This window comes from Nonomuraea sp. NPDC049486 (assembly GCF_040676925.1).
Taxonomy (GTDB): domain Bacteria; phylum Actinomycetota; class Actinomycetes; order Streptosporangiales; family Streptosporangiaceae; genus Nonomuraea; species Nonomuraea ferruginea.
In genome coordinates, this window is record NZ_JBFAPV010000007.1 from 403,141 (window position 1) to 426,322 (window position 23,182).

Sequence of the window (23,182 nt, forward strand, 5' to 3'; positions counted from 1 at the left end):
GCGGCTGGCCGAGCTCGGCTACACCGACGAGCCGGAGCCGTCGGCCGAGATCCGCCCGAAGGGCGCCGCCAAGCCGGTCGGGGCCGGCAAGGCGGCGAAGAAGCCTCCCTCCGGCAAGAAGCCGTCCGCAGGGAAGAAGCCGCAAGCCGGGAAGAAGGGCTGACACATGGCCACGATGAGCCGCAAGCAGTACGGATCCATGTTCGGCCCGACGGTGGGCGACAGGGTCCGGCTGGCCGACACCAACCTGGTGATCGAGATCGAGAAGGACCACACGGCCGGCTACTACGGCGACGAGGCCGTCTACGGCGGCGGCAAGACCGCCCGCGACGGCATGGCGGCGGACCCGCTCTCCCAGAACGCCACCATCGCGCTCGACCTGGTGATCACCAACGCGGTCGTGCTCGACCCGATCCTCGGCGTCGTCAAGGGCGACATCGGCATCAAGGACGGCAGGATCGTCGGCATCGGCAAGGCCGGCAACCCGCACACCCAGAACGGCGTGGACCGCAGGCTGGTCATCGGCGCGGGCACGGAGGTGCTGGCCGGTGAGCACATGATCGCCACGCCGGGCGCCATCGACCCGCACGTCCACCTGATCTCGCCGCAGCAGGCCGAGGCCGCGCTCACCAACGGCATCACCACGCTGATCGGCGGCGGCACCGGCCCCACGGACGGCACCCGGGGCACGACCTGCACGCCGGGCCCGTGGAACATCGGCCGGATGCTCCAGGCCGTCGAGGCGTTGCCGGTGAACATCGGCATCATGGCCAAGGGCAACTCCAGCCTGCCCGCCTCGCTGGTCGAGCAGATCGAGGCCGGGGCGTGCGTGCTCAAGGTGCACGAGGACTGGGGTTCCACCCCGGCCGTCGTGGACTGCGCGCTGCGGGTGGCCGACCAGTACGACGTCCAGGTGGCGCTGCACTCCGACAGCCTCAACGAGGCCGGCTACCTGGAAGACACGATCAGCGCCATCAACGGCCGCGCCATCCACACCTTCCACACCGAGGGCGCGGGCGGCGGACACGCGCCGGACCTGATCCGCATCGCCGGCGAGGCCAACGCGCTGCCGTCCTCGACGAACCCGACGCTGCCGTACACGATCAACTCGGTGGACGAGCTGCTCGACATGGTGATGGTCTGCCACCACCTCAGCCACGACATCCCCGAGGACGTGTCGTTCGCCGACAGCCGGGTGCGGGCCGAGACCATCGCCGCCGAGACGGTCCTCCAGGACATGGGCGTGATCAGCATGTTCTCCTCCGACTCCCAGGCGATGGGCCGGATCGGGGAGACCTTCACCCGGGCCTTCCAGACCGCGCACCACAACAAGGACCAGCGCGGCAAGCTGCCGGAGGACTCCGAGCGCAACGACAACTTCCGGGTGCTGCGCTACCTGGCCAAGCTGACCATCAACCCGGCCAGGACCACCGGCATCGCCGAGACGGTCGGCTCGCTGGAGGACGGCAAGCTGGCCGACATCGTGCTCTGGCCGTTCCACTCCTTCGGCGCCAAACCCGCGATGGTGGTCAAGGGCGGGATGATCAACTGGTCGCGGATGGGGGACCCGAACGCCTCACTGCCCACGCCGCAGCCCGTCTACTTCCGGCCGATGTTCGGTGCGATGGGCATGGCGCAGCGCAAGAGCAACGTGACCTTCCTGCCCGACGCCGCCATCGCCGCCGGGGTGGCGGAACGCCTCGGCCTGCAACGGCTGATCGCCAAGGTCCGCCACACCCGTACCGTCGACAAGCGGCACATGGTGCGCAACTCGGCGCTGCCCACGATCACCGTGGACCCGGAGACGTACAAGGTCACCGTCGACGGCGAGCACGCCACCATCGCGCCGGCCCAGGAACTGCCGCTCAACCACCTGTTCTTCCTGGCATGACCCTGCTCGCCCAGCTTCAGCTGACCGACTCGGCCTTTCCCGGCGGCCTCTACACGCTCTCCCACGGGCTGGAGGCGTACACGCAGGCCGGGCCGGTCGACGTCGGCGTGCTGCTGGAGGACGTGCTGCTGCACGCGGCGGGGCCGGGCGACGCCACCGCCCTGGTGCTCATCCACCGGGCGGTGACGGCGGGCGACTGGGACGCGGTCGTGGAGACGGACCGGCGGCTGCACGCGATCAAGCTCAACCGGGAGATCCGCGCCGCCGCCACCAGAACCGGCAACCAGGTGCTCCGCACCGCGACCCTGGTCTTCGCCACCCCGGAGCTCGCCCGGCTCACCGAGCTGGTCGAGGCCGGGACCACGCCGGGCAACCACGCCGTCGTCCTGGGCGCCGCCTACGCCGGGCTCGGCGTCCCGGTGGACGACGCGGTGATCGGCGACCTGTACGCGTTCGCCGCGAGCTGGGTCAGCGCCGCCGTCCGGCTCGGCAGGCTCGACTTCCGGCGGGCGCAGGCCACGCTGTACGGCGCGGGGGGCGCGATCGGGCTGGCCGCCGCGCACGCGCTGGCCGCCCGCGGCCCCCTCGACCTGCACGCCGCCACCCCGGTCGCGGACGCCATGAGCGCCGTCCACGAGCGGGCGGAAGCCCGGCTCTTCACCACCTGAAAGGGGGTACGCCATGCACACCCACCACCACCATCACCTGGACCACGACACGCCCCGCGAGCTGGAAGGCGTTCTCAAGGTCGGCATCGGCGGGCCCGTCGGCTCCGGCAAGACGGCCCTGATCGAGGCGCTGGTCCCCATCCTGATCGGGCGGGGACACAGCGTCGGCGTCATCACCAACGACATCTACACCATGGAGGACGCCGACCACGTCAAGCGCACCCTCGACGGCGTGCTCGACCCGGCGCGCATCGTGGGCGTGGAGACCGGCTCCTGCCCGCACACAGCCGTCCGCGACGACCCCACGATGAACCTGGCCGCCGGGACCGAGATGCTGCGCCGCTTCGGCGACATCGACACGCTGCTGTACGAGAGTGGCGGCGACAACCTCACGCTCACCTTCAGCCCGGTCCTGGCCGACGTGTACGTGTTCGTCCTGGACACCGGCGAGGGCGACAAGATGCCGCGCAAGCGCGGGCCGGGCATCACCGACTCCGACCTGCTCGTCATCAACAAGATCGACATCGCTCCGTACGTGCGCGCCGACCTGGAGGTGATGACCCGCGACGCCCGCCGGGTCCGTGACGGGCGCCCGGTGATCCTCACCGACTCGCTGGAGGGCACGGGCGTGGCGGAGGTCGCGGACTTCATCGCCAGCCGCAGGCCGGTATGGTCGCCGAGCGCGTAGACCGGCTGGCGGCCTCGCATTACACGATCACCTCGATCCCGGAGGACGTGGCGCGGCACGCCGAGGTGCCGCACACGCTGCCGGTCGGCAGTCCGGGCAAGGTCGGCGTGCTCGACCTGGCCTTCGAGCGGCGGGGCGGCCGGTCGGAGCTGACCGGCCACTACCAGAAGGCGCCGCTGCAGATCATGCGGCCGCTCTACTACGACCCCGACCGGCCTGACCTGCCGTACGTGATCGTCATGTCCACGGGCGGGGGAGTGCTGCAGGGCGACCGCTACCGGATCGACCTCGCCTGCGGCGCCGGGGCGTCGACGCACGTGACGACGCAGGCCGCCACGAAGATCTACCGGATGGAGCAGGACTACGCCAGCCAGCTCGTCACCATCACGGCGGGGCCGGGCGGCTACGTCGAGTACCTGCCGGACCCGGTCATCCCGTTCACCGGCTCGCGCTTCTACCAGCGGATCAGGGTGACGGCCGACCCCACCGCCACCGTGATCCTCGGCGAGACGATGCTGGCCGGGCGGCTGGCCAGGGGCGAACGGCACGCCTACGACGCCTGCTGCAGCGACCTGGAGGTGTGCGGCCCGGACGGCGAGCTGCTGTTCGCCGACCCGATCAGGCTCGTCCCCGGACGGGCGCCGGTCACCGGCCCGGCCATGTTCGGCGGCCACGGCGTGCTGTCCACCCTGTACGTGATCACGTCCGCGGTGGACGCCGCCGAGCTGGCCGACGCGCTGCACGGGGCGGTGGCGGGCAGCGGGCTCACGGGCGGGGCCAGCACGCTGCCGAACCGCGCCGGCGCCTGGGCGAGGCTGCTCGGGCCGGAGTCCCCGCCGGTCATCGCGGCGCTGGAACGCCTGTGGGACGTCGCCAGGCGGATGATCACCGGAACCCCGGCGCCCGACAGGCGCAAACCCTGAGCACGGCCGGCCGCTGGGCCGAGCAGGTGTGGGACCTGCTGCGGCCGCAAGGCAAGCCGGACTTCCCGGCCGGGCTGGCGGCGGGCGTGCTGATCGTGGTGCCGCTGCTCGCCGGGGCCGCGCTGCACCGGACCTCGCTGGGCGCGGCGGTGACGCTGGCGGCCACGCTCATGCTGTACCCGGCGCCCCAGCCGCTGTCCCTGGTCATGCTCGTGCGCGGGGCGGCGGTCACCGCGGCGGGCGTGTTCGTCTGGCTCGTCGCCGGGCAGCCCTGGCTGCTGGCGGCCGGCGTGACGGCGGCGGCCGTCGCCGGGAGCTTCTGGCCGCTCCTGGGCACCACGGCCGCGCTCGGAGCCCTGCTCATGGCCATCATGGACGACCCCGGCATCGGCGTGCCCGGCCTGGCCCAGCTCGCCGGGGCTGCCTGGGCGGCCCTCGTCGTCCTGCCCCTGGGCCGGCTGTCGGCCACGGTCCCGCCGTCCGAGCTGAGCCTCGCCCGCCGCGCCCGGCACGCCGCCCGGCTCGGCGTGCTGGTCGCCGCCTCCATGTCGATCACGGTTCTGCTCGGGCTGCGCGTCGCCGAGGGCCACTGGCTGGTCACCGCGATCCTCGTCACCCTGCGGCCCACACCGGAAGCCACCGGCTCCCGCTACGTCAAGCGGATGCTGGGCGGCCTGGCCGGCAGCGCGCTGGCGGCGCTGATCCTGCTCTGCCGTCCGTCCACCCTGGTCACCGCCCTGTGCGTGGGCGCGGCCGGCACGCTGGCGCACGCCTACCGGGCGGCCAACTACGTCTACTGGTCGTTCTGGATGCCGGTCACGGTGCTGCTGCTGGCCGACTTCAGCTACCCGGAGCCGTGGACCGCGTCCGTCGCCCGGCTGGCCATGAACCTCGCGGGCGGCCTGGCCGCACTGGCGGCCGTCCGCTACCTCTGGCCCGACCCCCCATGACACGGTCCCGGTCGGCCATGGTCCTGTACGAGCCCGGCGCTCCCGGGCCGCGGTCGCCCTGGTCGGCTACCACCGCCGGTGGCCCCGGGGCCCGCCGGCCGTTCGCAGGCCGGCGGGTCCGTGTTCGGCAGGTCAGGCGGCCCTCAGCCAGGCGGGGGTGAACCGGGCGAAGACGATGCCGCCGGTGTCGCCGATCTCGTAGAGGACGCCGACCTGGCCGTCGGCGAGCACGGCCATGGTCGAGTAGCCCGCCGCGCCGGGTTTGACCAGCGCCCTGGCGGGCCAGGTGGTCCCGTCGTCGGTGGAGAGCCGGACGGTCAGGTCGTTGCGGGCGGTCGGGTGGGCGTTGCCGCTGTACAGGACCGTGGCGGTGCGGATCGGCGCGCCGTTCGAGCCGCGCTGCCCGGGGGTGAGGTAGGACAGCTCGTCGGCGTTGCACAGCGGATCGGTCAGCACCGGGCTGGCGGCGGCGGCGCCGAAGGTCCGGCCGCCGTCGGCCGAGGTGGCCAGGAAGCGGGAGCGGACGCCGTTGTGCCGCATGTTCTGCGCCACGGCGCCGCCGCTGCGCTCCACGGCCTTGCTCTCGTTGACGTTGCCGCTCGCCGACGAGCCGCGCTGCCAGGTCCGGCCGTGGTCGTCGCTGTAGATGTTGGCGGCGTGGCTGGTCCCGGCGGCGTCGCGGTAGACGATCGGCTGGATCAGCCGGCCGGAGCTGGTCTGGATGCCGTGCCCGGACGACGCGAAGAGCTGCCGCCAGCCCGGGTCCTTCACCGACGGGTTGAGCTCGACCGGGGCGCTCCAGGTGAGGCCGTGGTCGGTGCTCTTGACGTACTGGATGTGCAGGCTGTCGGGGTCGTTCGCGGCGTTGGAGCCGGACCCGCCCGACCAGAAGCTGATCCCCGGCCGCGGCGAGTAGGTGTAGAAGACGAAGACCTCTCCGGTCGAGCGGTCGACGAGCACGCTCGGGTCCCCGACGCCCTGGGCCGTCGTGGCGGCGTGGTGGATGACGCGCGGCTGCTCCCAGGTGAGGCCGTGGTCGGTGCTGCGCATCAGCACGATCTGGATGTTGTTGGTGCCGCCGCCCAGGTCGTAGGAGCCGTCGACGCGCGCGTCGGCCACGGCGATGACGGTGCCGTTCCCGGTGACGGCCATGCCGGGGATCCGCACCGATCGGACGGTGCCGTCGTAGCGGCCATCGGGGCCGTTGAGCCCTCTGATGGTGGTGCTGGTGCGGAGCACGGCGGTCGAGTTCAGCTGGGGCGCGTCGGCGGCCATACCGCAGCGCGCGACGCCGGAACGCGTGTCGTCGAAGCCTTCCGCCGTGGTCCGCAGGGTGTACGGCGTGCCGGCCGGGACCGTCCAGTAGTGCAGGTAGTTACCGCCCGCGGCGACGGTGCGCGTCCAGGGCGAGCCGGTCCGGCCCGGCCAGGTGACCGTGAACGTCTTCGACGCAGTGGTCCGGTTCTCCAGGATGAGCTGGAGGCGGCTCTCCGTGCAGTCGAAGCCGACGAGCGCGGACATCCCGCCGCCGCAGTGGAACCTGCCGCTCTGCGTGGTGTCGTGGCCGGTCGGGGTGGTGGTGCGCAGGGTGTACGGGGTGCCGGGGTCGAGCGTCCAGTGGAGCAGCGCGCTGCCTCCGGCGGGCACCGTGCGGGTCCACGGCGATCCGGAGCGGCCGGGCCAGGTCACGGTGTACGTCTGGGTCTGGGCCGACTTGTTGTCCAGGGTGAGCTGGAGCCGGCTGAGCGGGCAGTCCGCTCCGACGGTCGCCGACACGCCGGGGACGGCCGCGAAGGCGGGGGCGGGGACGAGGACCGCCGCGGCGGCGACGGACAGGACGAGGGCTAAGACTCCGCGCAGGAGCCTTCTGGGCAGGGACGTCACGGATCGATCGCTCCTTCGGTTCGGGGGGTTGGAGCCGAGGAGCATCAGACATCAGACGTCCCGTACTGTAAGCGCGGGGTGGAGAGCCGTCAATGCCCGCGATTTTCCCTCAGGTGCCGCCGCACCGGGGCGTAGTGGGCGGCGATCGCCTCCGCGAACCCGTGGAGGTCCTCGGCGGAGGCCGCCCGCACGATCGCGCGGTGCGCCGCGACGGTCTCGCGCACCGACTCGGGGGTGGTGGGCATCGTGGGCGCGACGATCGCGTGCACGTCCCAGAAGGCGGCGGTGAGCTGGGTGACCAGCTCGTTGCCCAGAGGCTTCATGAGGAGCAGGTGGAACTCGCGGTCCTGCTCGATGAACGTCTCGCCCGCCCGCGCCCGCTCGTCCATCTCGTCGGTGAGCCTCTCCAGCTCGCCGCGCAGATCCTCGCCCAGGGCGGGGATGATCGCGGAGGCGAGCCCCTGCTCCAGGGTCTGGCGGACCTGGACCAGCTCGGAGAGCACCTGGTAGTCGTCGGACCGGCTGAGCAGCCCCCGGAAGCTCAGGCTCTCGACCAGGGCGGCGAGTGACAGCTTGCCGACGTAGGTGCCGTATCCGTGGCGCACCTCGACGATGTCGAGGGCGGTGAGGGTTTTGATCGCCTCGCGCACGCTGGAGCGGCTCGCGCCGATGGCCGCGCACAGCTCCGCCTCGGTGGGGAGCGCGTCGCCGGGCCGCAGGCGGTGGTGCAGGATGTACTGCTTGATGCGCTCGGCCACCTCTCGCTGTCGCAGTTGCGTACCGCGGGACGGTCGCGAGATGGGCTCGATCACGGCCAACATCTTGCCCTTTCGTCCAAAGGTCGTCTACATTCCCCGCATCGGCATCAGACATCAGACGTCATGTGTCCTGTGCCGCACCCGTGACGATACCCCCCAAAACGGTCACCATCAAAGGAGAGGGGTAGCCATGCCCGATCCCGCCCCGTCCGTCAACCGCCGCGGCTTCCTGCGGCTCGTAGGGGCCATGAGCGCCGCCACCGCGTTCACCGGCTCGCTCGCCGCGTGCTCGGGCCCCGCCTCCACCGGCAGCGCGGCGCCCGCCGCCGCCGCCGACAGCATCGAGGCCGGAATCTCGTACGCCCTGTCGACCGGCTTCGACCCGATGACCTCGTCCGGCGCCACGCCCGTCGCGGCCAACATGCACACCCTGGAGGCGCTGTTCGACCTCGACCCGGTGACCCGCGAGCCGTACGCCGCGCTCGCCGCCGGAGAGCTGGAGAAGGTCGACGACACCACGTACAAGGTCGCCCTGCGCCAGGGCGCCACCTTCCACGACGGCTCCCCGGTGACGGCCGGAGACGTCGCCTTCAGCTTCGAGCGCGTCATGGACCCCGCCAACGCTTCGCTCATGGTGCAGTTCATCCCGTTCGTGGAGAGCGTCACCGCGGTCGGCGACACGGCGGCGGAGATCAAGCTCAAGCACGCCTTCCCCCTGCTCAAGGAGCGGCTCGCGGTCGTCAAGATCGTGCCGAGGGCGATCGTGGAGAAGGACAAGGCCGCCTTCGACGCCAAGCCCGTGGGCTCGGGCCCGTACCGCCTGATCGAGGCGACCAAGGAAGACAAGATCGTCTTCGAGCGGTGGGACGAGTACAACGGGCCGCGCCCCGCGAAGGTCAAGAACATGACCTGGCGGCTGCTGTCCGACCCGTCCGCCCGCGTGACCGCGCTGGAGTCCGGCCGGGTCGCGGCGATCGAGGACGTGCCGTACCTCGACGCCGAGAAGGTCGGCCAGAAGCACAAGCTGGAGGCGGTGCAGTCCTTCGGCCTGCTCTTCCTCATGTTCAACTGCGCCGAGAAGCCCTTCGACGACAAGCGGGTGCGCCAGGCGCTGCACTGGGCGATCGACAAGGACAAGGTCATCCGGACGGGCATGCTGGGCAACGCCGCCGCGGCGACCGGCTACGTCCAGGAGTCGCATCCCGCGTACGCCGAGGCGGCCACCGTCTACGGCTACGACCCGGACAAGGCCAAGGAGCTGCTCAAGGCGGCCGGGGTCGAGAACCTCCAGGTCACCATGGTCACCACCGACACCGGCTGGGTGAAGGACGTCGTCCCGATCATCAAGGAGTCCTGGGACGCCGTCGGCGTGACCACCACGCTCGACATCGGCCAGTCGGGCGGGCAGTACACCAACAAGATCGACCCCGGCGCGTTCCAGGTCCTGGTGGCGCCGGGCGACCCCTCGGTCTTCGGCAACGACATGGACCTGCTGCTGCGCTGGTTCTACGACGGCATCTGGCCGGAGAACCGCTACCGCTGGAGCGAGACCGCCGAGGCGAAGAAGATGCTGGAGCTGCTCGACGCCGCGGTGCGGACCGACGACGCCGCCGAGCAGAAGAAGCTGTGGGGCCAGGCCGTCGACCTCGTCGCCGAGGAGGTGCCGCTCTACCCGATCCTGCACCGCAAGCTGCCCACCGCCTGGGACGAGAAGGCGCTCACCGGCTTCCAGCCCATCCCGACCACGGGCCTGTCCTTCCTCGACGTCGCCCGCGTCTGACCGCCCCGACGAGAAAGCGCCATGTTCGCACTCCTACGGCTGACCGTGAGACGGCTGGTGATCCTGCCGCCCATGCTGCTGGGCGTCACGCTGCTGGTCTTCGTGGTCCTCCAGTTCTCGCCCAACGATCCCGCGTACAACGCACTCGGCGACGGCGCGAGCCCGGAGGCGCGCGCCGCCTACAGGGCGGAGCACGGGCTGGACGACCCGCTCCCGCTGCGTTACGTCCGGTTCCTGGGGCAGCTGGCGCAGGGCGACCTGGGCTACACCGCCCCGCCGGCGACCCCGGTGATCGACCGGGTCGTCACGGCCTTCCCGCTCACGATCCAGCTCACCGTGCTGGGCCTGGTGCTCGCCGTGGCCGGCGCCCTGGCCTTCGGGGTCACCGGCGCGCTCCACCGCGACCGGTGGCCCGACCAGGTGACCCGCGTGCTGTCCATCGCGGGGGTGGCGATGCCCTCCTTCTGGCTGGGCATCCTGCTCATCCAGGAGTTCGCGCTCGGCGTTCCGATCTTCCCGACCGGCGGTTACGTCAACCCGGCCGACTCCGTCACCGGCTGGCTCCTGTCGCTGGCCCTGCCCTCGATCGCGATCGCCGTCCCGGCCGCGGCCTCGCTGTCGCGCCTGGTGCGCACCTCGATGGTGGAGGAACTGGACAAGGACTACGTCCGCACCGCCACCGGCAACGGCCTGCCCCGCGCGATCGTCGTACGCGGCGCGCTGCGCAACGCGCTCATCACCCCGCTCACCGTGCTCGGCCTGCGGGTCGGCTACCTGCTGAGCGGCGCCGTGGTCATCGAGACGATCTTCGACCTGCCCGGCATGGGCAAGCTCATCCTCGAAGGCGTCACGAACGGCGACGTGGCCCTGGTGCAGGGCGCGGTGCTGACGATCGCGGTGGCGTTCCTCCTCGTGAACCTCGTCGTCGATCTGCTCTACCTGCTCGTCAACCCGCGGATCAGGGCGGTGTGAGATGCTCAGATCAGGCCTGACCGCCCGGCTCTCCGACCCCGGCATCCGCTTCGCGCGCCTCTCCCCGGTCGCCGTCGTCTCCCTCGCCGTGCTCGTGGCGATCGCGCTCTTCGCCGTGCTGGCGCCGCTCTTCGCCGGCGATCCGCTCGCTACCGGCACGCCCGCCGTCCCGCCCGGCGCCGACCACTGGCTCGGCACCGACAGGGCCGGGCGTGACGTCTTCGCCAGGATCGCGCACGGCGCGCAGTCCTCCCTCCTCATCGGCCTGGGCGCCACCGCGCTCGCCGTCGCCGCCGGCGCGGTGCTGGGCAGCCTCGCGGCCACCTCGCGCAAGGCCGTCAGCGAGGGCATCATGCGCGTCCTCGACGTGGTCATGGCCTTCCCCGGCATCGCGCTCGCCGCGGTGCTGGTGGCGGTCTTCGGCCGCCACCTCCCGGTCCTGATCGGCACGATCGCCTTCCTGTACGTGCCGCAGCTGACGCGGGTGGTGCGGGCCAACGTCCTGGCGCAGTACGGCGAGGACTACGTCGCCGCCGAGAAGGTCATCGGCGCCACCAGGCCGCACATCCTGGTCAGGCACGTCGCCGTCAACTGCGCCGCGCCCATCATGGTGTTCGCCACCGTGCTGGTGGCCGACGCGATCATCTTCGAGGCCAGCCTGTCGTTCATCGGCGCGGGCATCCAGGACCCGGCGCCGAGCTGGGGCAACGTGCTGGCCTACGGCAGGCAGCTCGTCCTGGCCGGCGGCTGGTGGGCCACCTTCTTCCCCGGCCTGGCGATCCTGGTCACGGTGCTCGCGCTCAACCTGCTCGCCGAAGGGCTCACCGACGCGTGGGCCGCGCCCCGCTCCGCCCGCCGCGCCGCCGCACCGGCCGACGACGTCTCCTCGGCGGCCGTACCCGCCGAGGAGAGCACCGAGACCGGGGACGCGCTCGCCAGGCTCGCCGTCGTGGCGGGCGAGCGCCCGCCGCGCGTCCCGCCGCTGCCGCCCGGGGCCGCGCCGCTGCTGTCGGTCGAGGACCTGACCATCCGCTTCCCGCAGCGATACGGGGACGTCCCGGTCGTCCAGTCGCTCTCCTTCGACGTACGGGTGGGCGAGACGCTCGGGCTGGTGGGCGAGTCCGGCTGCGGCAAGAGCCTGACCAGCCTGGCGATCATGGGTCTGCTGCCCCGCGCCGCGCAGGTGAGCGGCCGGATCGTCTACGACGGCCGCGACATCCTGCATCTGCCGCCAGGCGAACGGCGGGCGATCTCGGGCCCGGAGATCGCCATGGTCTACCAGGACGCCATGTCGTCGCTGAACCCGTCGGTCCTCGTGGGCACTCAGCTGCGCCAGCTCACCAAGCGGGGCGGCACCCGTACGCCGGAGCAGCTCCTCGAACTCGTGGGCCTGGACCCGGCGCGCACCCGGCGCAGCTACCCGCACGAGCTGTCCGGCGGCCAGCGCCAGCGCGTGCTGATCGCGATGGCCCTGTCCCGCGGCCCGCGGCTGCTGGTCGCCGACGAGCCCACCACGGCGCTCGACGTGACCGTGCAGGCGCAGGTGGTGGAGCTGCTGGTCGAGCTGCGGGACGAACTCGGCTTCGCGATGCTGCTCGTCTCGCACGACCTCGGCCTGGTCGGTCAGCTCGTGCACCGGATCGCCGTGATGTACGCCGGCCAGCTCGCCGAGATCGGCACGACCGGCTCGCTCCTGTCCGGCGCCGAGCACCGCTACGCCCGGGGCCTGCTCGGCTCGGTGCTCTCCCTGGAGAGCGGGGCCAAGCGGCTGCACCAGGTGCCCGGCGTGGTGCCCGCGCCCCGCGACTTCGGGCCCGGCTGCCGCTTCGCGGGCCGGTGCGCGGCCGCGGACGCGACCTGCCGCACCGCTCCGCCGCCGCTGGCCGGCGACCCGCACGATCACGCGCGGGCCTGCTTCCATCCCGGAGGGGGACAACGGTGAACGAACCAGTCGTCAGCCTCGAACACGTGCACGTGGTGCACACCGCGCGCAGCGGCGGCCTGGTGCGCCGCGACAAGGTGCACGCACTCACCGACGCCACCGTCTCCGTCGGCCGGGGCGAGATCCTCGGCGTGGTCGGCGAGTCGGGATGCGGCAAGTCCACCCTCGCCAAGGTGGTGGTCGGCCTCCAGGCGCCCACCTCGGGCACGGTGCGCTTCCGCGGCGAGGACCTGTGGACGCTGCCGGTACGGCGCCGCCGGCGGGACTTCGGGGCCGCCGTGGCCATGGTGTTCCAGGACGCCTCCACCGCGCTGAACCCCCGCCTGTCCGTGCGCCGCATCCTGCGCGACCCCCTCGACGTGCACCGGCGCGGCACGCCGAAGCAGCGCGAGGAACGCGTGCGCGACCTGCTCGACCTGGTCGGGCTGCCCGGCCACGTCGCCGAGGCGCTGCCCGGCCAGCTCTCCGGCGGCCAGCGCCAGCGGGTCGCCGTGGCGCGCGCCCTGACCCTCGAACCCGACGTGATCGTCGCCGACGAGCCCACCAGCGCGCTGGACGTCTCCGTCCGCGCCCAGGTGCTCAACCTCCTGCTCGACCTGCGCACGAGCCTGGGGCTCGGCCTGGTGTTCATCTCCCACGACATCCAGACGGTCCGCTACCTCGCCGACCGGATCGCGGTCATGTACCTCGGCCGCGTGGTCGAGGAGGGGCCGGTCGCCGACGTGGCCGGCCGGGCGCGCCACCCGTACACGCGGGCCCTGTTCTCGGCCACGCCCAGCCTGCTCGACGACACCGAACGGATCGTGCTCACCGGCCCGGTCCCGTCCGCCACTCACCCGCCGTCCGGTTGCCCGTTCCGCACCCGCTGCTGGAAGGCCACCGAGGCGTGCGCGCAGGAGTTCCCGCCCGCCACTCAGGCGGAGGCGCACTTCTGGCACTGCGTCCACCCCGAATCGCCCGTAAGGAGCCTTCTTTGAGCCCCCGCAAGCCCCGCTTCAGCGGCGTCATCCCGCCGGTCGTCACCCCTCTGACGCCGGACGGCGAGATCGACGCCGCGTCACTGGAGCGGCTGGTCGAGTTCCTGATCGAGGCGGGCGTCAGCGGCCTGTTCGCCCTCGGCAGCTCCGGCGAGGCGGTCTTCCTCACCGACGCCCGCCGGGACAAGGCGCTGGAGGTCGTGGTGCGGGCGGCCGCCGGCCGGCTGCCCGTGCTCGCCGGCTGCATCGAGACGACGACCGGCCGCGTGATCGAGCGGGCGGAGATCGCCAGGAAGCTCGGCGCGGACGCCGTCGTGGTGACCGCGCCGTTCTACGCCCGCATTCATCCCGTCGAGGTCGACCGGCACTTCCGCGCCGTCAGGGCCGCCGTGGACCTGCCGCTCCTGGCCTACGACGTGCCGGTGTCGGTGCACACCAAGCTCACCGCCGACCTGGTGCTCTCCCTGGCCGCGGACGGGGTCGTCGACGGGCTCAAGGACTCCAGCGGCGACGACGTGGGATTCCGCCAGGTGGTCCTGCGGGCCGCCGGGCTCGCCGGGTTCTCGGCGCTGACCGGGCACGAGGTCGTGGTCGACGCGATGATGCTCGCCGGGGCCGACGGCGCCGTGCCCGGCCTGGCCAACGTCGACCCGCACGGTTACGTACGGCTGCTGCGGGCCTGCGCCGACGGGCGCTGGGCCGACGCCAAGGCCGAGCAGGACCGCCTGACCCGGCTGTTCCGCATCGTCGAGGCGGCCTCCCCTGCCACCGCCGGTGGCAGCACGCGGGGCGTCGGGGCGTTCAAGACCGCGCTGGCCCTGCGCGGGGTCATCGGCCACGCGGCCGTCGCCGCGCCGATGCGCGAGCTGACCGCCGGCGAGGGCCGCGCCGTCGCCGCCCATCTGGAGGAGGCCGGGCTGCTGTGAGCCTCGTCGTCGGCGTGGACATCGGCGGCACGAAGATCGCCGCCGGCCTGGTCGACCACTCCGGCACCCTCCTGGCCACGGCCACCCGCCCCACCCCCGCCACCGAAGGCCCCGACGCCATCCTCACCACCGCCACCGCCCTCATCCACACCCTCACCGAGAGCCGTGGGGTTGTGATCGCGGCCGGTGGTGCGGAGTTCGGTCGGGATCTCCGTGATGGGCGGGGGGCTGTGGGCTCGGACGGTGGTCCGGAATTCGGTCGGAATCTCCGTGATGGGCGGGGGTCCGCGAGGGCGGCTGGTAGTGCGGAGTTCGGTCGTGACCTTCGCGATGGGCGGAGATCGGTGGGGCCGCCTGCGGAGGCCGGTCGTGACCTCCGTGAGAGGCGGGGGGCCGTGGAGTCGGGTAGTGCGGAGGTCGGTCGTGACCTCCGTGACCGGCGGAGGGCCGTGGACGCCGCCGGTAGTGGGGAGTTCGGTCGCGGTGTCCGTGACGGGCGTAGGTCCGTGAGGGCGGGTGGTAATGCGGAGTTCGGTCGTGACCTCCACGATGGGACCGTGGAGCCGGCTGGTGTCGGGGGTCGCGGTGGCCGGGGGGTTGTGACTGCGGTCGGTGTCGGTAGTGCTGGGGTGGTCGATCCGGGGCGTGGTGTGGTGGTCTCGGCGACCGGGGCGCTGGTTGGATGGGCGGGGACCGATCTGCGTGGCGAGCTGTCGCGCAGGCTCGGGGTGCCGGTGGTGGTCGGCAACGACGTGCACGCGCACGCCCTCGGCGAGCAGTGGCGCGGTGCCGCCGCCGGCCGGGAGGACGTCCTGCTGGTCGCGGTCGGCACTGGCGTCGGCGCCTCGGTCATGCTCGGTGGGCGGGTCCGGCACGGGGCGCACGCTGTGGCCGGGCACGCGGGCCACGTGCCGGTGGCGGCGGCGGCCGGGAGGCCGTGCCCGTGCGGCGGGCAGGGGCATGTGGAGGCGGTCGCGTCCGGCCCCGCCCTGATTGGTGAGTACCGTCGCCGGGGCGGTACGGACGCTGCGGACCTCGCCGGGGTGGCTCGGTTGGCTGCGGCCGGGGATCCTCTAGCCGCGGATGTCCTGGCCGAGGGCGGGGCCGCGCTCGGCTCGCTCATCGGAGGGCTGATGAACGTCATCGACCCCGAGATCGTGGTCATCGGGGGAGGCGTCGCCGGATGCGGCGAACCGTGGTGGCGACCGCTGCGCGCCGCCATCGCCGCAGAGGTGCTGCCCGCACTGCGAGACGTCCCGGTCGAACCCGCCGCCCTCGCCGGCGCCGCCGCCCTGCTCGGCGCCGCCCGCATGGCCCTGGAAGCGTCCCCATGACCGACACCACTTTCCGCTTCGCGCCGCCCCGCTTCGCGCCGGTCCCGCCTTGCGTCGGTCCGCTTCGCGTGAGCCGTTTCGCGTCGGCCCGTTTCGCGCTGGCCCGCTGGGCGCTTGGAACCGTACTGGACGCGCGAATGATCGGCCCGCTTCGCGCGACCACCATCGAGGATTCGCGCGATCACCAATCGAGGAGGATCATGACGTCGGCCGCTGAGCACCCTGCGCTGGCCGCCATTCGGGGCCGTCTGGTGGTGTCGTGTCAGGCGTACCCCGGGGAGCCGATGCGTGACCCGGACACGATGTGCCGGGTGGCGCGGGCGGTGGCCGCCGGCGGGGCGGCGGGGATCCGGGCGCAGGGGCTGGAGGACCTGCGGCGGATCCGCGCGGCGCTGGACCTGCCGCTCATCGGTCTGTGGAAGGACGGCGACGGAGACGTCTTCATCACGCCGACCCTCGACCACGCCCTCGCCGTCGCCGCGACCGGCGCGGACATCGTGGCCGTGGACGGCACCTGCAGACCACGCCCCGACGGCCGCACGCTCGCCGAAACCGTCAAGGCCGTGCACGAGCGTACCGGCCGGCTGGTGATGGCGGACGTCTCCACGTACGAGGAAGGAATCGCCGCCGCCGAGGCAGGCGCGGACGTGGTCGGGACGACCCTGTCCGGGTACACGGCGTACTCCCGCCCAGGACCCGGCCCCGACCTCGAACTGGTCGCCGGGCTCGCCCGCGACCTGCCCGTCCCGGTGATCGCCGAGGGGCGGGTCCACACGGCGGAGCAGGCCGCCGCAGCCGTCGAGGCGGGCGCGTACGCCGTGGTCGTCGGCACCGCCATCACCCACCCGACGACCATCACCCGCTGGTTCGCCGACAGAGTGACGAGGCCGGGGGCGTGACAGCCACGGTTCCGGCAGAATCGTCCCCGGGCACGCGGTGAAGCCGGGAGGCGTACGACGTCTGACGTCCTATGCTTAGGGTGCACGCCAGAGACCGGCATCGCGGGAAAGGCAGAAGATGACGCTGGACTTCCCTGGACCCGCCACGGGGCGGCATCCGTTGCGGCGGCAGGAGGTGACGGAGCAGATCAAGGCGTTCATCCTGCGGAACCATCTGAAGCCCGGCGATCCGCTGCCCACCGAGTCCGTGCTCTGCGAGAGCTTGGGGGCGAGCCGCTCCAGCGTGCGTGAGGCGATCAAGACGCTGAGCGCCCTCGACATCGTGGAGGTGCGGCACGGCCACGGCATGTACGTCGGCCGCCTGTCCCTGGTGGCCCTGGTGGAGAGCCTCGCCTTCCGCGTCCAGCTCAGCAGCCGCGACGACTTCACCGTGCTCGGCGAGGTGATCGGCGTCCGGCAGTTGCTCGAACAGGGCCTGGCTGCCTCCCTCGTGGCGGCTCTGGAGGAGCCCCACTTCGACGCCCTGGCCGCGCTGGTGTCCGAGATGCGGGAGCTGGCCGACAAGGGGGAGACGTTCGTCGAGCAGGACCGCGCCTTCCACCTGCTGCTCATGGAGCCGCTGAAGATCGACCTCGTCCAGCAGCTCACCGGGGCGTTCTGGGACGTCCACAGCATGGTCGCCCCGTTGCTGGCCCCGTCCACCGCCGACGGACGCGAGACCGCCGACGCGCACGCGGAGATCGTGGCGGCCGCCCGGCGGCGCGACGTGGCCGCCTTCCAGGCGGCGATCGAGGCCCACTACGGGCCCGTGCGCAAACAGCTCGCCACCCACCTGCGGGATTCCGGGAACGCCGTGGACGGACGGCCCGGGGGCCGATGAGCCCGCCGCCGATGCTCACGCCCGGCGAGCGGAGTCTCGCCGTCAGACGTACGAGGATCAGCAGGTAGATCAGGGTTCCCAGGGCGATCAGCGCGCCGCCGACGACCACCGGCCAGGGTGCGCCCAGCCGTGCAGGGAACGTCCACGGCGTCGCCGAGCACGACCGCCATCGCGATGATCGCCCACGGGAGCAGGGCCGGTGAGCCGCCGACTGCCAGGCCCGCACAGGTCAGGGTGAGCGCGACGGGCGCCGTGGTCAGCAGCCACGCCGTCTGACGTGCCCGTACGTCGGCGCGCTCGGTGCCCGGGCGCATCACCGTGAGCCAGAGCGCCATTCCTCCCGCCATGGCCTCGGAATGGCCGGATCGCCACGTGACTCGTCAGCGCGCCGTCGGCTCCCCGTTCCCTGGCACCAGCAGGGTGGTCAGCAGGTCGTCGAGGCTGACGATGCCGATCGTGGCGTCGTCGTCGCGGACGAGCGCGAGCTGGCTGTGGCCGGCCCGGAGCGCCGACACCGCGTCCGACACCGAGGCGCCCGCGTGCAGGGCCGGGACGCGGTAGGCGAGCTGCTCGGCGGTGACGTCGCGGGAGCGGCGGCGCGCCAGGTAGGCGTCGCGGATGTGGACGACGCCCAGCGGCGCCGCGGCGGGGCCGACGATCAGGCGTGAGCGCCCGGCGTTCAGGCAGGCGTCGACCACGTCCTGGGCCGAGGCGGCGGCGGGCACGCCGACGATCCGGTCGATCGGGGTGATCAGCTCGGCGATGCCGGTGTTCGGGGCGTGCAGGGCCTGGGTGAGCACGGCGTGGTCGTCGGCCTCGATGAGCCCGAGCCTGCGAGACTCCTCCACCAGGTGCTGGAGCTGCTCGGGGGTGCGCGGGTTGGCGTCGCCCTCCCGGGGCCTGACCTTGAACAGGCGGAGCAGGGCGTCGCTGACGGCGTTCAGCACGCTGATCAGGGGACGGACGACCAGCGTGAAGCCGCGGAACGGCAGCGCCAGGACGGTGGCCGAGCGCTCCGGATGGGCGATCGCCCAGGACTTGGGCGCCATCTCGCCGAGGACCATGTGCAGGAAGGTCACGATGGCCAGCGCGATGACGAAGGCGACCGCGTGCGCGGCGGCCTCGGGCAGCCCGGCGGCGTGGAACAGCGGGGTGAGCGTGCCGGCGATGAGCGGTTCGGAGACCACGCCGAGGCCGAGCGAGCAGAGCGTGATGCCGAGCTGGGCGCCGGCCAGCATGAGCGACAGCTCCTTGATCCCCGCCAGCGCCGCCGCGGCGGCCCGGCTGCCCCGCGCGGCGGCCTTCTCCAGGCGGTGGCGCTTGGCGGCGACCAGGGCGAACTCGGCGGCGACGAAGAAGCCGTTGCCGACGAGCAGGAACAGGGTGAGGGCCAGGCCCAGGGTCAGGTTCACGGCTGCTGCTCGCCTTCGTGCCGGTACGGGGTGAGGCGGACGCGCTCGGGGACGTGGCGGTTCAGGGTCAGCACCTCGATGCGGGCGTGGGTGGGCGCGCCGGGGTCGAGGGTGGCGGGCAGGTCGGCGATGATCACGTCGCCGGGCACGGCGAAGCGGCCCAGCCGGTGCAGGATGAGCCCGGCCAGGGTGTCGTAGTCGTCCTCGTCCGGCAGGCTCAGGTCCGTGGCCAGGGCGATCTCGTCTATCCGCAGGCCCGCGTCCAGCTCCCAGCCGTCGCCGCGGCGCACCGCGGCGGGCGTGTCGGCGTCGTTCTCGTCGGCGATCTCCCCGACCAGCTCTTCGGCGACGTCCTCCCAGGTGACCAGGCCGGCCAGGCCGCCGTGCTCGTCGACCACGCAGGCGACCTCCTCGCCGCGCGCGTGGAGCTGGCCGGCCAGGTCGGGCAGCGGCTGCGAGAACGGCACGACGAGCACCTCGCGGGCCAGGTCGCCGACCCGGGTGGTGGCGGCCGCGCCGGTCGGCACGGCGGCGACGTCACGCAGGCTGACCAGCCCGGCGACGTCGTCCAGCGTGGCGCCGAGCACCGGATAGTGCGTGTGGCCGTGGGCGGCGATGAGCTCGTCCAGCTCGGCGACGGTCGCCGACGCGGCGACGGCCACCACGTCGGCCCGGGGCACCATGACCTCTTCGGCGGTGTGGTCGGAGAAGGCGAGCGCCCGCTCCAGCACGTCGGCCTGGCTGCCGGGCAGGTGGCCGTGCGCCTCGGACTCGCCGATGATGTGGCCGAGCTCCTCCAGGGTGGCGCCGTGGTGCAGCTCCTCGACCGGCTCGATCCCGACCGCGCGCAGCAGCCTGTTGGCAGTGGCGTCGAACAGCTTGATGATCGGCCCGGCGACGGCCAGGTAGATCAGGGTCGACGAGGCCAGCGCGCGGGCCAGCGGCTCCGGCCTGGCCAGCGCCAGGTTCTTCGGGGCGAGCTCGCCGATCACCATCTGGATGATCGTGGCGAGCGCGAACCCGATCGCCAGCGCCACCGCGTCCACCAGCCCCGCGGGCATGCCGAGCGCGGTCAGCGCGGGTGAGATCAGCTCGGCCAGCGCCGGGCGGGCGATGAAGCCGACCACGAGCGCGGTGACGGTGATGCCGAGCTGCGCGCCGGACAGCATGAACGACAGCCGCTCCAGCACCTTGACGGCCTTGGCCGCCTTCTTGTCGCCCGCGGCCGCCTGCTGCGTCAGCGCGAGCCGGTCGGCGGTGACGTAGGCGAACTCCTGGGCGACGAAGTAGCCGGTGGCCAGGGTGAGGACGAAGATGGCCACCAGGCCCAGCGCGACGCTCATCGCGCGCACCCCCGTCCCGGCATCGCGCCTCGGCGCTCAATCGTGTTCAGGTCAGCCGGCACCGGCTCCACCATCTCTTTCCTTTCGAAGCCGGGGCCTGGACCTGCGACCGGCGAGTGGGCGCGTGCCGGACAAACCGTCCGCACGCGCCGTTTTCGACGCTAGCCGATCGTGCGGCCCCGGCTGTCACCAGGCCACATCTTCCCAGGCAACAAGCAGGAAAGGGACCTATCGGTTGCCCGCGTGCCCCCAGTCCAGCAGAGCCTGCGCGGTCTGGAAGCGGCGGCCGGAGTCGGTCTCGCCGAGGATCACGCCGACCAGGCGGTTGCCGTCGCGCTCGCCGGCGAAGGCGAGCGTGTAGCCCGCGTCCCTGGTGTAGCCGGTCTTCACGCCGAGGGCGCCCGGCGCGGCGAGGAGGCGGTTGGTGTTCTTCCACGCGTACGAGCCGTGCTCGGACGTCGACTCCACGGCGTGGTACCGGGTCGAGGTGATCTTCTTGAGGGTCGGGTCGTCCAGCGTCGCCTTGGCGAGCGTCGCCTGGTCGCGGGCGGTGGAGTGGCCGCCGCCCTGATAGGGCATGCCGTCGGCGTTCACGTACACGGTGTCGGTCATGCCGAGCTTGCGGGCGGTGTCGTTCATCTCGGCGACGAACCCGGGCACGCCGGGGCCGTAGGCGCGGGCGAGCGCGTGCGCGGCGTCGGCGCCGGACGGGAGCATCAGCCCGTACAGCAGGTTCTCGACGGTGAGGGTGTCGCCGGCGCGCAGGTGGGCCACCGACGCGCCGCCCTGGCTGCCGTACTCGACGTCCTCGGCGGTGATCGTGACCTTGTCCGTCGGCTTGGCCTGCTTGAGCACGGTGTAGGCGGTCATCGCCTTGGTGAGGCTGGCGACCGGCCTGCGCAGGTCGGCCTCCTTGCTGAAGTGCACCTCGCCGCTCTCCGCGTCCATCAGGTACGCGGCGCTGCCGGCCACGGAGGGGGCGTTGGCGAGGGGCCGCTCGACGGCCGCGGCCGGAGTGGCGGCCTGCGCGGCGCCGGCGGCGGTGGTCATGGCGCCCGTGGCTACGGCGAGGCCGAGCAGGGCACTGCTGATCCGCTGGGTGAGACGCATGAAGGGATTGCTCCTAGCTTCCATGCCGCCTACCGGGTTAGCTGACGGGTTCGGGCGTGGAAGTGCCCTACGGCGCGAGATCGGGCGCCGATTCACCCCGGAAGGAGAGTGGGTCCCCGGCTCCGCCGGATGGCGGATTAGGCGGCCGCGCGAAGGCGCGGTCCGGGCAGAACACAGCGGTCGCATGGCGGACCCCGCTGCTGCAAGCCTCAAACGTAGCAAAAAGGCACAAAACGGTCAAATGTTCGCCTATGAAGCTCAGTACGTGGCGCGTCCCCCGCTGATGTCGTACACGGCGCCGGTGGAGAAGCTGACCTTGTCGGAGGCCAGCCAGGCGATCAGTTCGGCGACCTCCTCGGGGCGGCCGACGCGGCGCATCGGGATGAGCCCGGTGATGTGCGCCAGCGCCTCCGGGCCGGTGTCGGCGTTCATCGGGGTCTCGATGACGGCCGGGGCGATCACGTTGGCCAGCACGCCGCTGGTGGCGAGTTCCTTGCCGAGCGACTTGGTCAGCGCGATGACGGCGGCCTTCGAGGCGGAGTACGGCGCCATGTTGGGGTTGCCGTCCTTGCCGGCCATGCTGGCGATGTTGACGACGCGGCCCCACCCGCGCTCGCGCATGCCGGGCACGAAGGCGCGGCAGGTGTGGAAGGTGCCGTCGACGTTGACCTCGAAGGTGCGCCGCCAGCCGTCGAGCGGGAGCTGCCAGAGCGGGGCGTTGGGGCCGACGATCCCGGCGGAGTTGACCAGGATGTCGACCGGGCCGATCTCGTCGGCGGCGGCCTGGACGGCGGCGGCGTCGGTGACGTCCACGACCAGGTCCGCGCCGTCGGCGACGTCGAGGGTGACGACCCGGACGCCGTCGGCTTCCAGGCGGACGGCGGCGGCTCTGCCCAGGCCGCTGACCCCGCCGGTGATGAGAGCGGTGCGCATGTCTCTTTCCAATAGTCGGAATCGATAACACATGGGTGGAACTGTCTGCGAGGCTAACCGGCTCCCGCCGTCCGGGGGAAGGCTTCGCCGGGAGCAACTTCCGTTTCCTGGAACGACGGTCTAACGTACGGAATATGCCCGAATGGACGGAGGAGCAGCGGCTCGTAGGCTCCGATCGCGTGCTGGCGGTGCTCGCGGAGCTGGCCCGTCACCCCGACGGGGTGGGGCTGGAGGAGATGGCGCGGGCGGTGGACAGCTCGAAGCCGACGGTGCATCGGGCGCTGGCCTCGCTGCGCCGGGCCGGGTTCGCCAGCCGGCACGGACACGGCCGCTACGTGCTCGGCGACGAGTTCCTGCGCATGGCCTTCGCCCACCATGAGGCCCGCCCCGACCACGTCCGGGTGACCCCGATCCTTGAGGCGCTGTGCGACCGGTACGGCGAGACGGTGCACTACGCGGTGCTCGACGGCCCCTGGGTCGTCTACCGCTCCAAGCTCGACCCGCCGTCCGGGGCGGTGCGGCTGAGCTCCGTCGTGGGCGGCCGCAACCCGGCCCACTGCACGGGCGTGGGCAAGATGCTGCTGGCCGCCGCCCTGCCCGACGAGGACGCGGTGCGCGCCTGGGTGGGCGACCGGACGCTGGAGCGGCCCACCGGCCGCTCCATCGGCACGGCCGGGGAGTTGCACGCCGAGCTGGTACGGGTCCGCAGGCAGGGCTATGCCGTCGACGACCAGGAGAACGAGCCGGGCGTCAACTGCCTGGCGGTCCCGGCCTACCTGACCTCGCCCACCGTGCCCAGCGGCGCGATCAGCATCAGCGGCCTCGCCTACCGCACCCCCGTGCGGGCGCTCGTGGACGACCTGCCCGCCATCCTCGCCATCGTCTCCGGCGATCGGCCCCCTTCCAGCTAAC

The 23,182-nt window shown here is 72.6% G+C and carries 21 protein-coding genes and 1 riboswitch; of the genes, 15 read left to right on the forward strand and 6 right to left on the reverse strand.

Annotated elements, in window-relative coordinates; genetic code table 11:
- Positions 1-166: 166 nt before the first annotated feature.
- Genes ureC through AB0K05_RS22870 form a run of 5 tightly spaced genes read left to right on the forward strand, consistent with a single transcriptional unit; the run spans position 167 to position 5,120 of the window.
- Positions 167-1,891 (forward strand): urease subunit alpha, encoded by a 1,725-nt coding sequence (gene ureC / locus AB0K05_RS22850; protein WP_271278018.1) that lies wholly within the window; start codon positions 167-169, stop codon positions 1,889-1,891.
- Positions 1,888-2,559, forward strand: coding sequence for an urease accessory UreF family protein (locus tag AB0K05_RS22855; protein ID WP_271278017.1), 672 nt, complete (start codon positions 1,888-1,890; stop codon positions 2,557-2,559). Before ureC ends, AB0K05_RS22855 begins: the two co-directional genes overlap by 4 nt.
- Before the next feature lie 13 nt (positions 2,560-2,572).
- The gene (gene ureG / locus AB0K05_RS22860) at positions 2,573-3,247 is read left to right on the forward strand and encodes an urease accessory protein UreG (protein WP_219543884.1); all 675 of its coding nucleotides are present in this window, start codon (positions 2,573-2,575) and stop codon (positions 3,245-3,247) included.
- A complete protein-coding gene (locus AB0K05_RS22865; protein WP_271278016.1) occupies positions 3,229-4,170 on the forward strand; it encodes an urease accessory protein UreD in 942 nt (313 codons plus the stop codon). Before ureG ends, AB0K05_RS22865 begins: the two co-directional genes overlap by 19 nt.
- The gene (locus AB0K05_RS22870) at positions 4,110-5,120 is read left to right on the forward strand and encodes an FUSC family protein (RefSeq protein ID WP_364231403.1); all 1,011 of its coding nucleotides are present in this window, start codon (positions 4,110-4,112) and stop codon (positions 5,118-5,120) included. Before AB0K05_RS22865 ends, AB0K05_RS22870 begins: the two co-directional genes overlap by 61 nt.
- A gap of 132 nt (positions 5,121-5,252) precedes the next feature.
- Here the strand turns inward: AB0K05_RS22870 and AB0K05_RS22875 are convergent, their stop codons facing one another.
- Together AB0K05_RS22875 and AB0K05_RS22880 are read right to left on the reverse strand one after the other, a co-directional pair.
- Positions 5,253-7,004: a sialidase family protein gene (locus AB0K05_RS22875; RefSeq protein ID WP_271278014.1), complete on the reverse strand. Its 1,752-nt coding sequence runs from the start codon at positions 7,002-7,004 to the stop codon at positions 5,253-5,255.
- An 89-nt stretch (positions 7,005-7,093) separates the two neighbouring features.
- The gene (locus AB0K05_RS22880) at positions 7,094-7,816 is read right to left on the reverse strand and encodes a GntR family transcriptional regulator (RefSeq protein WP_364231406.1); all 723 of its coding nucleotides are present in this window, start codon (positions 7,814-7,816) and stop codon (positions 7,094-7,096) included.
- 136 nt (positions 7,817-7,952) lie between these two features.
- Between AB0K05_RS22880 and AB0K05_RS22885 the strand changes: the two genes are divergently transcribed.
- The 9 genes from AB0K05_RS22885 to AB0K05_RS22925 all read left to right on the forward strand — a co-directional run bounded on the left by AB0K05_RS22885 (position 7,953) and on the right by AB0K05_RS22925 (position 17,748).
- A complete protein-coding gene (locus AB0K05_RS22885) occupies positions 7,953-9,542 on the forward strand; it encodes an ABC transporter substrate-binding protein (RefSeq protein ID WP_148029731.1) in 1,590 nt (529 codons plus the stop codon).
- Between the two features lie 21 nt (positions 9,543-9,563).
- Positions 9,564-10,514, forward strand: a complete 951-nt coding sequence (locus tag AB0K05_RS22890) for an ABC transporter permease (protein WP_148029732.1) — start codon at positions 9,564-9,566, stop codon at positions 10,512-10,514.
- A 1-nt stretch (position 10,515) separates the two neighbouring features.
- Entirely contained in the window at positions 10,516-12,456 is a 1,941-nt protein-coding gene (locus tag AB0K05_RS22895) for a dipeptide/oligopeptide/nickel ABC transporter permease/ATP-binding protein (protein WP_364231410.1), read from the forward strand.
- On the forward strand, positions 12,453-13,433 hold the full coding sequence (locus AB0K05_RS22900; protein WP_148029734.1) for an ABC transporter ATP-binding protein: 981 nt from the start codon (positions 12,453-12,455) through the stop codon (positions 13,431-13,433). The genes AB0K05_RS22895 and AB0K05_RS22900 overlap by 4 nt, the downstream gene beginning before the upstream one ends.
- Positions 13,430-14,359 carry a dihydrodipicolinate synthase family protein gene (locus AB0K05_RS22905; RefSeq protein ID WP_364231413.1) on the forward strand — a complete coding sequence of 310 codons (930 nt, stop codon included), beginning with the start codon at positions 13,430-13,432 and terminating at the stop codon, positions 14,357-14,359. Before AB0K05_RS22900 ends, AB0K05_RS22905 begins: the two co-directional genes overlap by 4 nt.
- Before the next feature lie 14 nt (positions 14,360-14,373).
- On the forward strand, positions 14,374-15,693 hold the full coding sequence (locus AB0K05_RS22910; RefSeq protein ID WP_364231467.1) for an ROK family protein: 1,320 nt from the start codon (positions 14,374-14,376) through the stop codon (positions 15,691-15,693).
- A gap of 200 nt (positions 15,694-15,893) precedes the next feature.
- Positions 15,894-16,592 (forward strand): putative N-acetylmannosamine-6-phosphate 2-epimerase, encoded by a 699-nt coding sequence (locus tag AB0K05_RS22915; RefSeq protein WP_364231416.1) that lies wholly within the window; start codon positions 15,894-15,896, stop codon positions 16,590-16,592.
- A gap of 118 nt (positions 16,593-16,710) precedes the next feature.
- Positions 16,711-17,472, forward strand: coding sequence for a GntR family transcriptional regulator (locus AB0K05_RS22920; RefSeq protein WP_345483034.1), 762 nt, complete (start codon positions 16,711-16,713; stop codon positions 17,470-17,472).
- Between the two features lie 129 nt (positions 17,473-17,601).
- On the forward strand, positions 17,602-17,748 hold the full coding sequence (locus AB0K05_RS22925) for a hypothetical protein (RefSeq protein WP_271277741.1): 147 nt from the start codon (positions 17,602-17,604) through the stop codon (positions 17,746-17,748).
- Between the two features lie 104 nt (positions 17,749-17,852).
- Here AB0K05_RS22925 and AB0K05_RS22930 read toward each other — a convergent pair whose 3' ends face one another.
- The 4 genes from AB0K05_RS22930 to AB0K05_RS22945 all read right to left on the reverse strand — a co-directional run bounded on the left by AB0K05_RS22930 (position 17,853) and on the right by AB0K05_RS22945 (position 22,270).
- Positions 17,853-18,884, reverse strand: coding sequence for a hemolysin family protein (locus AB0K05_RS22930; RefSeq protein ID WP_364231420.1), 1,032 nt, complete (start codon positions 18,882-18,884; stop codon positions 17,853-17,855).
- Positions 18,881-20,227: a hemolysin family protein gene (locus AB0K05_RS22935; protein ID WP_364231423.1), complete on the reverse strand. Its 1,347-nt coding sequence runs from the start codon at positions 20,225-20,227 to the stop codon at positions 18,881-18,883. The genes AB0K05_RS22930 and AB0K05_RS22935 overlap by 4 nt, the downstream gene beginning before the upstream one ends.
- Before the next feature lie 228 nt (positions 20,228-20,455).
- The gene (locus AB0K05_RS22940) at positions 20,456-21,337 is read right to left on the reverse strand and encodes a serine hydrolase (RefSeq protein WP_364231426.1); all 882 of its coding nucleotides are present in this window, start codon (positions 21,335-21,337) and stop codon (positions 20,456-20,458) included.
- An 11-nt stretch (positions 21,338-21,348) separates the two neighbouring features.
- A riboswitch (cyclic di-AMP (ydaO/yuaA leader) is annotated at positions 21,349-21,491 on the reverse strand.
- A 104-nt stretch (positions 21,492-21,595) separates the two neighbouring features.
- Positions 21,596-22,270, reverse strand: a complete 675-nt coding sequence (locus tag AB0K05_RS22945) for an SDR family NAD(P)-dependent oxidoreductase (RefSeq protein WP_271277745.1) — start codon at positions 22,268-22,270, stop codon at positions 21,596-21,598.
- Between the two features lie 134 nt (positions 22,271-22,404).
- Between AB0K05_RS22945 and AB0K05_RS22950 the strand changes: the two genes are divergently transcribed.
- A complete protein-coding gene (locus AB0K05_RS22950) occupies positions 22,405-23,181 on the forward strand; it encodes an IclR family transcriptional regulator (RefSeq protein WP_148029743.1) in 777 nt (258 codons plus the stop codon).
- Position 23,182: the final 1 nt, after the last annotated feature.